The sequence below is a fragment of the Stenotrophomonas sp. KH_036_B genome, from assembly GCF_057839485.1.
The window spans coordinates 1,793,836-1,807,793 of sequence record NZ_CM174491.1 but is presented as its reverse complement, the minus strand read 5'-3'; the positions used below and the strand labels follow the sequence as shown (position 1 = coordinate 1,807,793).

Annotated in this window: 11 protein-coding genes; 6 read left to right on the top strand and 5 right to left on the bottom strand. The window is 68.1% G+C overall.

The genetic code is table 11. The features are described from left to right. The first annotated feature begins 110 nt into the window (after positions 1-110). A complete protein-coding gene (locus AC3ITN_RS08360) occupies positions 111-704 on the top strand; it encodes an LOG family protein (RefSeq protein ID WP_313342495.1) in 594 nt (197 codons plus the stop codon). Position 705: 1 nt separating this feature from the next. Here the strand turns inward: AC3ITN_RS08360 and AC3ITN_RS08355 are convergent, their stop codons facing one another. Then, positions 706-3,576 carry a bifunctional diguanylate cyclase/phosphodiesterase gene (locus AC3ITN_RS08355; protein WP_489392638.1) on the bottom strand — a complete coding sequence of 957 codons (2,871 nt, stop codon included), beginning with the start codon at positions 3,574-3,576 and terminating at the stop codon, positions 706-708. Between the two features lie 242 nt (positions 3,577-3,818). On the opposite strand from AC3ITN_RS08355, the gene AC3ITN_RS08350 reads away from it, so the two are divergent. The 5 genes from AC3ITN_RS08350 to AC3ITN_RS08330 all read left to right on the top strand — a co-directional run bounded on the left by AC3ITN_RS08350 (position 3,819) and on the right by AC3ITN_RS08330 (position 7,972). Continuing rightward, on the top strand, positions 3,819-4,373 hold the full coding sequence (locus AC3ITN_RS08350; protein WP_489392895.1) for an RNA polymerase sigma factor: 555 nt from the start codon (positions 3,819-3,821) through the stop codon (positions 4,371-4,373). Next, the gene (locus tag AC3ITN_RS08345; RefSeq protein ID WP_489392637.1) at positions 4,370-5,296 is read left to right on the top strand and encodes a hypothetical protein; all 927 of its coding nucleotides are present in this window, start codon (positions 4,370-4,372) and stop codon (positions 5,294-5,296) included. The genes AC3ITN_RS08350 and AC3ITN_RS08345 overlap by 4 nt, the downstream gene beginning before the upstream one ends. Before the next feature lie 39 nt (positions 5,297-5,335). Continuing rightward, on the top strand, positions 5,336-5,944 hold the full coding sequence (locus tag AC3ITN_RS08340) for an IMPACT family protein (protein WP_313342487.1): 609 nt from the start codon (positions 5,336-5,338) through the stop codon (positions 5,942-5,944). Then, on the top strand, positions 5,937-7,703 hold the full coding sequence (locus tag AC3ITN_RS08335; RefSeq protein WP_489392636.1) for an ABC transporter transmembrane domain-containing protein: 1,767 nt from the start codon (positions 5,937-5,939) through the stop codon (positions 7,701-7,703). Before AC3ITN_RS08340 ends, AC3ITN_RS08335 begins: the two co-directional genes overlap by 8 nt. Before the next feature lie 71 nt (positions 7,704-7,774). After that, positions 7,775-7,972, top strand: a complete 198-nt coding sequence (locus AC3ITN_RS08330) for a hypothetical protein (RefSeq protein WP_313342482.1) — start codon at positions 7,775-7,777, stop codon at positions 7,970-7,972. 137 nt (positions 7,973-8,109) lie between these two features. Here the strand turns inward: AC3ITN_RS08330 and AC3ITN_RS08325 are convergent, their stop codons facing one another. From AC3ITN_RS08325 to dnaK, 4 genes are all read right to left on the bottom strand, one after another. After that, the gene (locus tag AC3ITN_RS08325) at positions 8,110-9,222 is read right to left on the bottom strand and encodes a prephenate dehydrogenase (RefSeq protein WP_489392635.1); all 1,113 of its coding nucleotides are present in this window, start codon (positions 9,220-9,222) and stop codon (positions 8,110-8,112) included. After that, complete coding sequence (gene pdxY / locus AC3ITN_RS08320; RefSeq protein WP_489392634.1) at positions 9,219-10,127, bottom strand: pyridoxal kinase; 909 nt, start codon at positions 10,125-10,127, stop codon at positions 9,219-9,221. The genes AC3ITN_RS08325 and pdxY overlap by 4 nt, the downstream gene beginning before the upstream one ends. Before the next feature lie 522 nt (positions 10,128-10,649). After that, positions 10,650-11,783, bottom strand: a complete 1,134-nt coding sequence (gene dnaJ / locus AC3ITN_RS08315; RefSeq protein ID WP_313344161.1) for a molecular chaperone DnaJ — start codon at positions 11,781-11,783, stop codon at positions 10,650-10,652. A 119-nt stretch (positions 11,784-11,902) separates the two neighbouring features. Further along, positions 11,903-13,837: a molecular chaperone DnaK gene (gene dnaK / locus AC3ITN_RS08310; RefSeq protein WP_489392633.1), complete on the bottom strand. Its 1,935-nt coding sequence runs from the start codon at positions 13,835-13,837 to the stop codon at positions 11,903-11,905. Positions 13,838-13,958 lie beyond the last annotated feature (121 nt).

Genomic DNA, 13,958 nt, shown 5'->3' with positions numbered 1-13,958 from the left:
GTAGAGGGTCGTACTGCCACGTCATGCGATAATCCGCGCCCGCATCACGCAACCTACCCCGCCACGAAACCGGTTCATCGGTCATCGGCGGGGGTTTCCAGGAAGATCCAATGAAGTCGATTTGCGTTTACTGTGGCTCCAACGCCGGTAGCAAGCCCGTCTACACCGAACGCGCCATCGCGCTGGGCGACCGCATCGCCCGCGATGGCCTGCGCCTTGTCTACGGCGGCGGCAATGTGGGCCTGATGGGCACCGTCGCCAATGCCGTGCTGGCCGGCGGCGGCGAAGTGACCGGGGTCATTCCGCAGCAGCTGGCGGACTGGGAAGTGGCCCACCGCGGCCTGACCGAGCTTGAGATCGTCGGTTCGATGCATGAACGCAAGTCGCGCATGTTCGAGCTCTCCGACGCCTTCGTCGCCCTGCCCGGCGGCTTCGGCACCATGGAAGAGATCTTCGAGATGCTCACCTGGCGCCAGCTCGGCATCGGCAACAAGCCCTGCGCCTTCCTGGACGTGGACGGCTTCTACGCCCCGCTGATCGGCATGATCGACCGCATGGTCGAAGAGCGCTTCCTGCACCCGGCACAGCGAGCCGACCTCTGGTACGGCTCGGACATCGACGCCATGCTGGACTGGATGCGCGCCTATGAGCCGGCGCAGGCGTCGAAGTGGATCGACGAAAAGCGGCGCAACGCGCTGGTGTGATTCAAACGAACGTGTCCATCGGTGCAGGGCGGCCCAGCAGGTAGCCCTGGCCGTAATCGCAGCCCAGTTGCAGCAACGTCTGCCGCTGGGCCATGTTCTCGATGCCCTCGCCCACCGTCTCGATGCCCAGCGTGCGCGCCAGCGACAGCACGCCCTGCACGAGCGCGTAGGTGCTCTGGATGTCCTGGCCATGCAGCCCGGCGATGAAGCTCTGGTCGATCTTCAGCGTTGAGATCGGGAAGCGGTGCAGGTAGGACAGCGCTGAGAAACCGGTGCCGAAATCATCCAGCTGGACCAGCACGCCGCGCTCGCGCAGCGCCTGCAGGATGCGCAGCGTGCGCGGGCCGTCGTCGAGCAGGGCCACCTCGGTGATCTCCAGCCGCAGCCGGCGCGGATCGGCGCCGGCCGCCTCGATCAGGCCGAACAGGCGCGTGCTGAAGTCGGCCGAACGGAAGTGCCGCGGCGACACGTTCACCGAAAGATAGCCTTCGCCACCGCGCGCAAGCTGCCCGATCACGTCCTCATACAGCAGCCAGTCCACCTGTTCGATCAGCCCGCTTTCCTCGCCCAGGTCCAGGAACGCGCTGGGCAGCAGCAGCCCGCGGCGTTCATGCTTCCAGCGCAGCAGCGCCTCGTAGCCCACCACCTCGCCGTCCTGCAGGCGCACGATGGGCTGGTAGTACGGCACGAAATCGCGGTTGTTGATGGCCCGGCGCAGGTCGGCCTCCAGGTCCAGGCTGCGCAGCGCCTCCTCGCGCATGGCCTCGTCGAACACCGCGCAGCGATCCTTGCCCTGCGCCTTGGCGCGGTACATCGCCGCATCGGCGTCGCGCACCATCTCCTCGCCATTGCGGTAGCGCGGGCTCCACATCGCGATGCCCAGACTGCCGGAGGGGAACAACTCGCGCCCCTGCACCCACATGGACTCTTCCAGCGCCACCAGCATGCGCTGCGAGAACTCCCGCGCCGATTCCAGCCCGCGCTCGCACTCGAGCAGGATCGCGAATTCGTCGCCGCCAAGCCGCGCGACCACGTCGTCGGCGCCCACCATCGACACGATGCGCTTGGCGACCTCCACCAGCATCTGGTCGCCGGCCGCGTGGCCGATGCTGTCGTTGACCAGCTTGAAGCGGTCCAGGTCCAGGAACAGCACCGCGAACCGCAGGCCGCCACGGCCCCGGGCACGCGCGATGGCGTCCTCCAGGCTGTCCAGCAGGTGCGCGCGGTTGGGCAATCCTGTCAACGCATCGTGCAGGGCCTGGTGGGTGAGGCGCTGTTCGGCACGCAGGCGCTCGCCGATCTGCCCGAGCAGCTTGTCGTTGACCTCGGCCAGCTCGCGGGTGCGCTCCTCGACCCGCTTCTCCAGGTCCGCATGCGCGTTGCGCAGGTCCTGCTGGTCGCGCTGGCGGGCCAGTCCGTTGCCGATGTTCTGTGCCACGAACGTGAGCAGGCGCTGGTCGTGCGCGGTGAAGCTGATCTCCGGCGAGTAGCTCTGCACCACGATCACGCCGACCACGTCGTCGTCGCTGAGCAGCGGCACGCCCAGCCAGCAGTGCGAACGCGCGCCGAACTCGTTCACGCTGCCGGACGCGCGCAGCGCATCGATGTGCGCACGCGAGGCCAGCAGCGGCTGGCGGTTGCGCACGATGTATTCGGTCAGTCCCTTGCTGAACGGCCGGGAGGCGCGCGCCGGGTTGTACTCGTCAACGGAATAGACGAACTCCAGCCCTTCGCCGCTTTCATCCACCAGCGCGATGTAGAAATTGCGCGCATCCAGCAACGTGCCGACCACCCCGTGCACCTGCACGTAGAACTGCGCCAGGCTCCCGGCGCTCATCGCCATTTCAGCGATGTTGAACAGGGCCAGCTGCAGCTTCTCCGCACGGCGGCGCTCGATCACCTCCTCCTGCAGGCTGTGGTTGGCGCGCTGGATCTCCAACGTGCGCCGCTCGACCTGGCGCTCCAGCTGCACCTGCGCCTGGCGACGGTCCATCGCCGTGAGGATGTGCTGGGCCACATAGCCCAGCAGGGTGCGGTCGGCCTCGTTGTAGCGCACCCGCTGCTCGTAGCTCTGCACCACGATCGCACCGCACACGCGGCCTTCGCGCAGCATCGGCACGCCGAGCCAGTCCAGGCTTTCCGGGCCACGGCTGGGGTCGTATTCGTCACTCATCGCCGCCAGCAGCTCATTGGACGGCCCACTGAGCGGCTGCCCATGACGGAGCAGGGCAAAGGTCAGGCTGCGCGGCATTTCATGTTCTTCGTAGCTGCGGTCCGGATCGGCCACGAAGCTGTCGCGCTGGTCGGCGAAGTACAGGAAGCGGATGCGCCGGCGCACGTCGTCGTACTCGACGATGTAGCAGTTCTGCGCGTACATCAGCGAATTGAGCACCCGGTGGAAATGCCGGAGCATCTCGGTCATTTCCAGGTCGGCACCGGCCAGGTCGGCGATTTCGTACAGCGCCTGCTGCAGACGCTTGGACGTCTCCAGCGACCTGATCTGCTCGCGCTGCCGGGCCAGGGCCAGCGCGTCCTGCAGCCAGCGCGCCGCCACGGCCCACCAGGTCTCGTCCGGCGGCGCGCCGTCGGGCAGCAGCGCACGGATGGCCAGCTCCCCGCCCTGGTGCTGCCAGCGGCGCAGCGGGCCGTCGGGCGCAGGCACCGTCGCCAGCAGTGCATCCACACGCGCGGTTTCGGCCGATGCCGTCGCCGGCTGCTCCACGCAGCCCTCGCCCAGCCCCGCATCGGACCAGCCCAGCGCCACCTGTGCGCCGGCAGGCAGCAGCGCGCACAGCGCCTGTGCAAGCGCGGTGGAAACCACCGCGCCACGGTCAGGATGCCCCGAGGACGTCACTACCTGGCTGGCCAACATGTTGATCTCTTCTGGCGCCGGAAGACCGGCACCTCCCCTGTGCGCCGAGCATAGCGCGCCCACCGGGGGGCTGTGGAAGCCCATCGACCCCATTTGCCGCCGATGGACGTTCTTTTCTGTGTTCTCCGTTCCGGCACTCCCTTTCGATGCCCACTGCACGCGCGGCCAGGCAGGGCCTGGCCCAACCCATCCCCCGGCCCGCCCGCTATGCGCAGGCGCATTCAGCGCTTACTCTGTGCGCCGTGGATGCCCCTGCCCTGCCAACCGACGAGTCGCTGATGCTGGCCTGGGCCGAGGGCGACCTGCGCGCGTTCGAGACCCTGTACACGCGCCATCGCAACCGCCTGTACAGCTTCCTGCTGCGCCAGTTGCGCGATGCCGCACTGGCCGACGAGATGTTCCAGGACGTCTGGCAGCGGGTGATTGCCGCGCGGGCCGGTTGGCAGCCCGAGGCCGCCTTCACCACCTGGCTGTTCCGCATTGCCCATAATCGGCTCAATGACCACTGGCGCGCGTCACGCCACCGGCCCGCAGCGCCCGGCGATGCCGACGAGCGGGTGGCACGGATGAGCGACAGCCGCACGCCGGAGACCCAGCTGTCCGACTTCGAACAACGCCGCCGGCTGCAGCTGGCGATGGAACAGCTGCCGGACGACCAGCGCACGGTGCTGCAGTTGCGGCTGGAGCAGGAGCTGAGCCTGGAAGAGATCGCGGAGATCACGGGCGTCGGCCGGGAAACGGTCAAATCGCGCCTGCGCTACGCGATGGACAAGCTGCGTGCGGAGTTGAACCCATGAACCGCCCTGAACCACTGACGCCGGAAGAACGCGAGCTGGCCCGCCTGCTCGGGCGTGCCGCGCCCAGCGCGCCGTCGGCGGCATTGGACGACGCCGTGCTCGCGGCCGCGCGCGCCGCGGTGCAGCCCGCCGGCGTGGCTGCTGGAAGCGCCGCTGCGTCCCCGGCGGCAGCCGCCGCGCCGCGTGCCGTGCGCCGCCCGCGTTCGCGCCTGCCGGCCGCGTTCGGCCTCGCCGCGTCGCTGGTGTTCGCGGTGGGCATTGCCTGGCAGCTCAAGCCGGATGCACCGCCGCCAGCGATGCCCGAAGCGGCCGTCGAAGCCGCCGTCGATACGGCTGCCGCGCCGATGCCAGCTGCCCAGAGCGACGCCGGGACGGCGATGGCGAGGGTCGCGCAGGCACCCGCCGCCGTGGCGGAGATCGCTGCCGAGCCCATCGCCAAGCCCGTCCCGCTGCCACCGCCCCCGGCCGCTGCGGTGGTGCAGGAGATGGCTGCGCCTGCAACGCCCCCGCCCCCGCCGGCGCCCGCCATGGCCGCGCCCGCCCCACAGAGCAAGGCGATGCTGGCAGACACACAGAGCGAGCTGGACAGCGTTGCTGCCACCGGCTCGCAGGTGGCCGATTCGCGCGAGCGCGCCAAGGCTGCCCCTGCGCCTGCACTGGCAGCGCGCACCGCCGGCGCGGCGGGCATCATGAGGCGTCCGGCACCGGCCCAGGACGATGCCAGCGGCGCGCTGTCGGCGCGTGCGCTGGATGCGGCCGTCGAGGCCGACGCCGCCCTGCCGCGCACGCAGTGGATCAAGCGCATCCGCGAACGCCGCGACGCCGGTGACGTGGACACCGCGCGCGCCAGCCTGGAACGCTATCTGCAGCACTATCCGGAAGTGCGCGTGCCGCGCGACCTGCGCCAGCTGCTCGATCCGTGAGCGGCGCTGCACCGCGCCATCCCCACTAGAATGGCCGGGATGTCCGATACGCTCGCCACCGCCGTCAGCCACAGCCTGGACATAAAGCACAGCCGCTTCGTCGCCCATGCCACCCCCATCGATGCGGCCCCCGATGCGCTGGCCTTCCTGCAGCAGGTGGCCGTGGCCGACGCCACCCACAACTGCTGGGCCTACCGCCACGGCAACGAGTACCGTTCCAGTGATGACGGCGAACCCGCCGGAACCGCCGGCCGGCCGATCCTGGCCGCGATCGACGGCCAGGGGTTCGATCGCGTCATGGTGGTGGTGACCCGCTGGTACGGCGGCATCAAGCTGGGCGCGGGCGGCCTGGTGCGGGCCTACGGCGGTACGGCGGCCGAATGCCTGCGCACCGCGCCACGCCTGCCGCTGGTGGCGCTTGCCGAACTCGACGTGCAGGCCGGCTTCGAGGACCTGGGCACGCTGCACGCGATGCTGGCCGCCCACGGTGCCGAAAAACGGGGCGAATCCTTCACCGCCGCCGGGGTCGAACTGCACCTCCGCCTGCCCGCCGATCAGGTCGAGCCATTGAAAACCCGCCTGCGCGACGCCACCCGTGATCGTATCCGGATCCATCCGCGCACCGAACCAGGCCTTGCCCATGACTGACCCATCTTCCCCGCCAGCCCCTCCGCTGCGCCGTCTTGGCAGCCTGGGCACGCTGTGGCCGTTCGTGCGCCGCCACGCGGGGCTGTTCAGCGCCTGGCTGGTGGCGCTGGCGGTGTCATCGGCGGCAACGCTGAGCCTGCCGCCGGCGGTGAAGCAGATGATCGACCATGGCTTCAACAGCAATGGGCAGATCAACCGCGCCTTCGCCCTGTTGTTCCTGGTTGCGGTGGTGCTGGCGCTGGCCACGGCCGCGCGTTTCTTCTTCGTCTCGCTGCTGGGCGAAAAGGTCGTGGCCGACCTGCGCAGCCGCCTGTACGCCCACCTGATCGCGCTGGGTGCCGGGTTCCACGACCGCAGCCGCAGCGGCGAACTGGTTTCGCGGCTTACCGCCGACAGCGAACTGCTGCGCAGCGTGATCGGCTCCACCATGTCCGTGGCGCTGCGCAGCAGCGTAACGGTAGTGGGCAGCCTGGTGATGCTGTTCGTGACCAGCCCGCGCCTGGCGGCGTGGTCGCTGGTGGGCATTCCATTGGCGGTGCTGCCGATCATCATCGGTGCGCGTCGGCTGCGCGGCATTTCGCGCGCCAGCCAGGACCGGATCGCCGACGCCAACAGCCTGGCCGCCGAAACGCTGGGCGCGGTACGCACGGTGCAGGCGCATGCCCGCGAACCGTACGAGCGTGGCCGCTTCAACGCCGCGCTGGCCGAGTCGATCCGCGCCGCGCGCCGGCGCATCGGCGCGCAGTCGCTGGTGACCGCCACCGCCATCGTGCTGGTGTTCGGGGCGATCGTCGGCGTGCTGTGGCTGGGCGCGCACGACGTCATCGACGGGCGCATGAGCGCGGGCACGCTGGGCCAGTTCGTGCTGTATGCACTGATCGGTGGCGGTTCGGTAGGCGCGCTGGCGGAAGTGTGGAACGAACTGCAGCGCGCGTCCGGCGGCATGGGCCGCATCGCCGAGCTGCTGCAGGAAGACATCGAGATTTCCACCCCGGCCGATCCGCTGCCGCTGCCGCAGCCGCTGCGCGGCGAGATCCGGTTCCAGGATGTGGTCTTCCACTACCCGCAGCGGCCCGACACCGCCGCGCTGGCCCATTTCGACCTGCATGTGCGCCCCGGCGAAACCGTGGCACTGGTGGGTCCTTCCGGCGCGGGCAAGAGCACGGTGTTGTCGATGCTGCTGCGCTTCCACGACCCCGCCAGCGGCAGCGTGCAGGTGGATGGCGTGGACGTGCGCCGGGTCGATCCGGCGCTGCTGCGCGCGCAGATGGCGCTGGTCCCGCAGCAGCCCACGCTGTTTGCCAGCAGTGCGCTCGAGAACATCCGCTATGGACGACTGGACGCCAGCAACGACGAGGTGCAGCGGGCAGCCGAGGCGGCTGAAGCCGACGAGTTCCTTCAGGCGCTGCCCGAAGGGTACCTCAGCGAGCTGGGCGAACGCGGCGCCCGCCTGTCCGGCGGCCAGCAGCAGCGCATCGCCATTGCGCGCGCCCTGCTCAAGGACGCGCCGATCCTGCTGCTGGACGAGGCTACCAGCGCGCTCGACGCGCAGAGCGAACGCTCCGTGCAGCAGGCGCTGGAGCGGCTGATGGCCGGCCGCACCACGCTGGTCATCGCGCACCGCCTGGCCACCGTGCTCAAGGCCGACCGGATCGTGGTGATGGACCACGGCCGCATCGTCGCGCAGGGCACGCACGCGGCGCTGCTGGCCGAGGGCGGCCTGTACGCTGAACTGGCGAAACTGCAGTTCATCGATTGATGACACACCGCTAACGGCCCAGGTTGCATGGTGCTCACGCCCCATGTCCCAGTTGCTGAAGGAGGTGTTGCATGTCGTTCCGTCAGTTCCCCGCTACCGACGCCAATGGCGATGACTACGTCATCATCGAATTCAAGGATGAGCCGGCCGGCGATGCCAACGCATCATCCGACGCGCATGCGCGCTATGAGCTCGCCGATGGCCGCCATCTTGTCCGCGACGGCCACGTGTTCCGCACCAGCGGCGGTGAGCTTACGCTGAGCACGTAGGCAGCGCGCGCCCACGGGTCGCTGGCCAATAAATAGCCACCCATCTTGACAGCGTTGTGCCCCGGGGGCTGCGCGCGGTTATCCACATGGTTGTGCGCAACTCATCCACACCCCCTGTGGATGAATGTTGCGTCGCGTCAGCGAGGCAGGACGCGACCGATGCCGGTGGCGTCGATCTCCACCGCGGCCCGCTGCATCGCCTGCACATCGCTGCCGGCCACGAAACCCATCCGGAAATGCAGTTCACCGCCGGGCGTGCGCGAGGAATGGATCGAGGCCAGGCTCACCCCGTGCCGCTCGAACACGTGCAGCAGCTCGCGCAGCGAGCCCGGCCGGTCTTCGGGCAGGTGCACACTGATCGCATTGCGCTCGGTCAGGTCCGCCAGCAGGTAGCCGACCCGCTCGAAGGTGTAGTTGCCTTCGGCCAGCAAGGCCTCACCCTGGTGCTCGCGGTTGTCATGCAGCAGCTGTTCGCGGAAAGCCGCGCGCGCCGCATCGTCGCCCTGCGCCACCTGCCCCCGCAACTGCTGCAGCTGCGCCAACAGCCGATCCAGCATCGGCGCCACGTGCGGGTTGCCGAACTGGATGTCTTCATAGATGGCCGGATTCATCGACAGGATCCGCGCCATGATCGCCGTGTCCAGCTCGAACGAGGCCGAGCGGTACGGCATCAGCGCCGGCAGCGCCCCCAGCAGCGGTGCGTACTCGCGCAACACGCCAGCCTGGGCAAGATGGGTGGCGTGCACCATCGCCTGCACAAGCGCCATGACCTGGTCGTGATGTTCGGGCGTGGCGCGAACGCATTCGGCCTCCAGCGCGTCACACAGCGACTGCACCCATGGCTGCCAGTGCGACAGGCGCGCCTCGCAGACCACCATCACCCTGCCCTTGAGCGTGGGCGCTTTCGGGGGTGCGGTCATCGGGTGCAACCCCACCACCTCCGCCTGCGAGGCGAGCATGGCGGCCACCGGGGCGCTCTTGACCGAGGTCACGTCCAACCACAGGCGGCCAGCCTCGCGGCCTGCAGAACGGGTCACGTAATCGGCGATCAGCGCCGGGGTGTGGCGGATCGGTGCGGAGAAGATCAGCACCTCCGCACGCGCGAGCACGGTCTCCGGGTCCTGCGACTGCGGGTCGGCCGGATCATGGCCGATCACCTCCAGGCCCATGCGTTGCTGCAGGAACTGGCGCAGCCAGCGCCCATACGCGCCGGCACTGCCAACGATGCCAACGACCGGACGCAGGCTCACGCCAGGCGCTCGGGAACGAAGCGGGTGGGCTGCGCCAGTGCGGCCGGCGCGGCGGCCAGCACATCGAACTCTTCATGGTCGTTGGCCAGCGTGGCTTCCAGCGCGGCATGGACCCCGGCGATGGAGCGCGACAGGGCCTGTTCGAAGCGCTCACCGCGCAGCAGGAAAGCCACCAGCAGCGACATCAGCACGTCACCGGTGCCGGCCACGTCCACCGGCAGGTGCGGCGAGGTCCAGCGCCAGATTGCATCGCGACTGACCGCCAGCGTGACCAGTTGTCCCGGCGCGCCGCCAACGCTGTGCGCCAGCACCCACTCCGGTCCGCGCGCGAGCAGCACCTTCGCGGCGGCGATGGCGTCGGCCTCGGCCAGGCTGGGCATGCCGGTCAGGCGGCCCAGCTCGAACGCGTTCGGCGTGACCAGCCACGCATGCGGCAACAGGCGTTCGGCGAAGATCGTTTCCAGGCCCGGCTCCACGTAGGGGCCGGTATGGGTGTCACCGATCACCGGATCCAGGCAGTAGCGCAGCTGCGGCGAGGCCGGCAGCACGGTGTCGAGCCAGTCGGCAAAGGCGGCGCCATTGCCGACGCTGCCGAAATACCCGGACACCAGCATCTTCGCGCGCGCCGGAAGACCACGCTCAGTCGCCCCCAGCAGCAATTCGGCGAACCAGTCGGCCGGCAGCACGCGGCCGCGCGTGGTCGAATAGAACGGCGCATTGCTCAGCAGCGTCGTGGGTATTTCAGCCACACGCACACCCAGCGCGCGCAGCGGCGGCACTGCCGCACTGTTGCCGGCATGGCCGTACACCAGCTGCGACTGGACCGAAATGACGTCGACCGGCGACGGACCGTCCGGGCGCTGGCGGCGCCCGTGGACGAGGTGGCTTTCGAGGGATTCGTTCATGCCCACATTTTACGCCCATAAAAAAGGGGCGTTTTTCTATGCGCTTGAAGCTTGGCGCAATGTCTTCGATCGGATCTGCCGCGAGCGTTGAGGGCCCCGCCGCGGCCGGCAGGCCCCTATGCAAATGTCCCCCGGCGTCGGCCTGCGCCGCCGCCTCCTCCTTTACTTTGCCAGGGACCTGCCGGCCGCGACGGGGCTCGGCTTGCGGCACGCAGGGAAAAGCCGGAGCACGACGCAAGCCGGTGGGGCGAGTGCGGGGCCGCCATGCCCTTGCGGCGAAGTAAAGGAGGAGGGGGCGGCCGAAGGCCGACGCCGGGGGACATTCGCAGGCAAGGGTATGGCGGCCCCGCACTCGCTCCACCGGCAGCCGCTGTGGACGGAAAATCGCAGGCAAGGGAAAGGCGGCCCCGCGCTCGCCGCACCGGCAGCCGCGTCTGCTCAAGCGCTCCACCCGATCAGGCAAACAACCAAAAAAAACGCCGGGACGTGCCCGGCGTTTTCGTTATCGTTGGAACCAACCACTTACGACGTCATCCGGTCCCAGAAGCCCTTCACCCCGTCGATGAAGGTCGCCGACTTCGGCGAATGCTTGCGCGCTTCTTCGCCGGTGAAGGTGGTCTCGAACTGCTCCAGCAGCTTGCGCTGCTCGACCGTCAGGTTGACCGGAGTCTCCACCACGACGCGGCAGTACAGGTCGCCTTCGCTGCGGCTGCGCACCGAACGCACGCCCTTGCCGCGCATGCGGAACAGCTTGCCGGTCTGGGTCTCGGCCGGAATGCGGATCTCCGCATAACCACCCAGCGTGGCCACGCGCACGGTGTCACCCAGCGCGGCCTGCGAGATACGGATCGGCACTTCGCAGTGCAGGTCGTCGCCATCGCGCTGGAAGATCGCATGCTCGCGCACGCGCACTTCCACGTACAGATCGCCCGGCGGCGTGCCGGCCGGACCGGCCTCACCCTCGCCCGCCAGGCGGATGCGGTCACCGGTATCGACACCCGCAGGCACCTTCACCGACAACACCTTGTCTTCCTCCACGCGACCGTTGCCGTGGCAGGTCTTGCAGGGGTTCTGGATGATCTGGCCGCGGCCGTTGCAGTTGTGGCAGGCCTGCTGCATCGCGAAGATGCCGCGCTGGATGCGCACCTGGCCCTGGCCACGGCACACGCTGCAGGTTTCGACCTTGCCGTCGTCCGAACCACTGCCATGGCAGTCGTCGCACTCGGCCAGGGTCGGGATGTCGATCCGGCGCTCGATGCCACGCACCGCCTCTTCCAGGTCCAGCTCCATCACGTAGCCGATGTCGGCACCGCGACGCGCCTGGCGCGGACCGCCGCCACCACCACCACCGAAGATGTTGCCGAAGATGTCCCCGAAGATGTCGCCCATGTCCGGGCCACCGGGACCGCCACCGCCACCGCCCATGCCGTGCTCGAACGCAGCGTGGCCGTGGGCATCGTACATGCGGCGCTTGTTGGCGTCGGACAGGGTTTCGTAGGCCTCCTTGCACTCCTTGAAGGAGGCTTCGGCGGCACTGTCGCCCGGATTGCGGTCCGGGTGGTACTTCATCGCACAACGGCGATAGGACTTTTTCAGTTCTTCTTCGGTCGCAGTGCGGGAAACGCCCAGCACCTCGTAGTAGTCGCGCTTGCTCATGGCTTGAATCGGTATCCGGAAGTCGGGATTCACCCCCGACACACCGCGGTACGGTTGTCAGGAACTAGGGGAAACGACAACGGGACGTTGCCTGCGCAACGTCCCGCGTCTGGTCCGGATCAGGACTTCTTGTCGTCCTTGACTTCGGTGAACTCGGCATCGACCACGTCATCGTGGGCACCGTTGCCCGTGCCGGCACCGGCATCGGCGCCCGGAGCGGCAGCGCCCTGCTCGGCCGCGGCCGAAGCGGCGAACAGCGACTGCCCGGCCTCTTCCAGCACCTTCGACTTGGCTTCAATCTGCACCTTGTCGTCGCCCTTCATCGCGGTTTCCAGATCGGCCAGGGCCGATTCGACCTTGCCGATCACATCGCCACCGACCTTGCTGCCGTGCTCGTTGATCGCGGTACGGGTACCGTGGATCAGCGCGTCAGCCTGGTTGCGGGCCTGGACCAGCTCCTGGAACTTCTTGTCTTCTTCGCGGTTGGCTTCCGCGTCGGCGACCATGCGCGCGATCTCGTCCTCGGACAGACCCGAACCGGCCTTGATCTCGACCTTCTGTTCCTTGTTGGTCTTCTTGTCCTTGGCCGACACGTGCAGGATGCCGTTGGCGTCGATGTCGAAGGACACTTCCACCTGCGGCAGGCCGCGCGGGGCCGGCTCGATGCCGGACAGGTCGAACTTGGCCAGCGACTTGTTGAAACGGGCCTGTTCGCGCTCACCCTGCAGCACGTGCACGGTCACGGCCGACTGGTTGTCCTCGGCGGTGGAGAACACCTGCGAGGCCTTCGTCGGGATGGTGGTGTTCTTCTCGACGATCTTGGTGAACACGCCGCCCATGGTTTCGATACCCAGCGACAGCGGGGTCACGTCCAGCAGCAGCACGTCCTTGACGTCGCCGCCCAGCACGCCGCCCTGGATCGCCGCACCCAGTGCCACGGCTTCGTCCGGGTTGACGTCCTTGCGCGGTTCCTTGCCGAAGAACTCGGTGACGGCCTGCTGCACCTTCGGCATGCGGGTCTGGCCACCGACCAGGATGACGTCGCTGATGTCGCTCGAACGCAGGCCCGCATCATTCAGTGCGGTGCGGCACGGGTCGATCGACCGCTTGATCAGGTCTTCGACCAGCGCTTCCAGCTTGGCGCGGGTCAGCTTGATGTTCAGGTGCTTCGGACCGGAGGCATCGGCGGTGACGTACGGCAGGTTCACTTCGGTCTGCTGGCTGGTGGACAGCTCGATCTTGGCGCGCTCGGCGGCGTCCTTCAGGCGCTGCAGGGCCAGCGGATCGTTGCGCAGGTCGATGCCCTGGTCCTTGTTGAACTCTTCCACCAGGTAGTTGATGACGCGTGCGTCGAAATCTTCGCCGCCCAGGAAGGTGTCACCGTTGGTGGCCAGCACTTCGAACTGCTTCTCGCCGTCGATGTTGGCGATTTCGATCACCGACACGTCGAACGTACCGCCGCCCAGGTCGTACACCACGATCTTGCGATCCTTGTTGTCCGCCTTGTCCAGGCCATAGGCCAGCGCGGCCGCGGTCGGCTCGTTGATGATGCGCTTGACGTCCAGGCCGGCGATGCGGCCGGCGTCCTTGGTCGCCTGGCGCTGGCTGTCGTTGAAGTAGGCCGGCACGGTGATGACCGCTTCCGTGACCTTCTCACCGAGGAACGCCTCTGCGGTGCTCTTCATCTTCGTCAGCACGTGGGCGGAGATTTCCTGCGGCGACATCTTCTTGGCGTCGCTGCTCTGCACCCAGGCATCGCCGTTGTCGTGGGCCAGGATGCTGTAAGGCACATGCGAGATGTCCTTCTGGACTTCAGCGTCCTGGAACTTGCGGCCGATCAGGCGCTTGACGGCGTAGAAGGTGTTCTTCGGATTGGTGACCGCCTGGCGCTTGGCCGAGGCACCCACCAGCACTTCGCCGTCCTTGGTGAAGGCAACGATGGACGGCGTGGTGCGGTCGCCTTCCGCATTTTCGATGACGCGGGCCTTGCCGCCGTCCATGATCGCCACGCACGAGTTGGTGGTGCCGAGGTCGATACCAATGATCTTGCCCATGGGGAGACTCCTGAAAGTTGGGAACATCCGGCAGTTGCCGGGTTATGAATGGGATGTGTGGGACGCTGCGAACACTTTCAAGCCATCCATCGAACGCTGTGTCCGATGGCGGCCGAACGCG

Bases quoted from the DNA above. Each gene is read 5' to 3' on its own strand.
- AC3ITN_RS08360 (WP_313342495.1), top strand. From the start codon at position 111: ATGAAGTCGATTTGCGTTTACTGTGGCTCCAACGCCGGTAGCAAGCCC.
- AC3ITN_RS08355 (WP_489392638.1), bottom strand. From the start codon at position 3,576: ATGTTGGCCAGCCAGGTAGTGACGTCCTCGGGGCATCCTGACCGTGGC.
- AC3ITN_RS08345 (WP_489392637.1), top strand. From the start codon at position 4,370: ATGAACCGCCCTGAACCACTGACGCCGGAAGAACGCGAGCTGGCCCGC.
- AC3ITN_RS08340 (WP_313342487.1), top strand. From the start codon at position 5,336: ATGTCCGATACGCTCGCCACCGCCGTCAGCCACAGCCTGGACATAAAG.
- AC3ITN_RS08335 (WP_489392636.1), top strand. From the start codon at position 5,937: ATGACTGACCCATCTTCCCCGCCAGCCCCTCCGCTGCGCCGTCTTGGC.
- AC3ITN_RS08330 (WP_313342482.1), top strand. From the start codon at position 7,775: ATGTCGTTCCGTCAGTTCCCCGCTACCGACGCCAATGGCGATGACTAC.
- pdxY (WP_489392634.1), bottom strand. From the start codon at position 10,127: ATGAACGAATCCCTCGAAAGCCACCTCGTCCACGGGCGCCGCCAGCGC.
- dnaJ (WP_313344161.1), bottom strand. From the start codon at position 11,783: ATGAGCAAGCGCGACTACTACGAGGTGCTGGGCGTTTCCCGCACTGCG.
- dnaK (WP_489392633.1), bottom strand. From the start codon at position 13,837: ATGGGCAAGATCATTGGTATCGACCTCGGCACCACCAACTCGTGCGTG.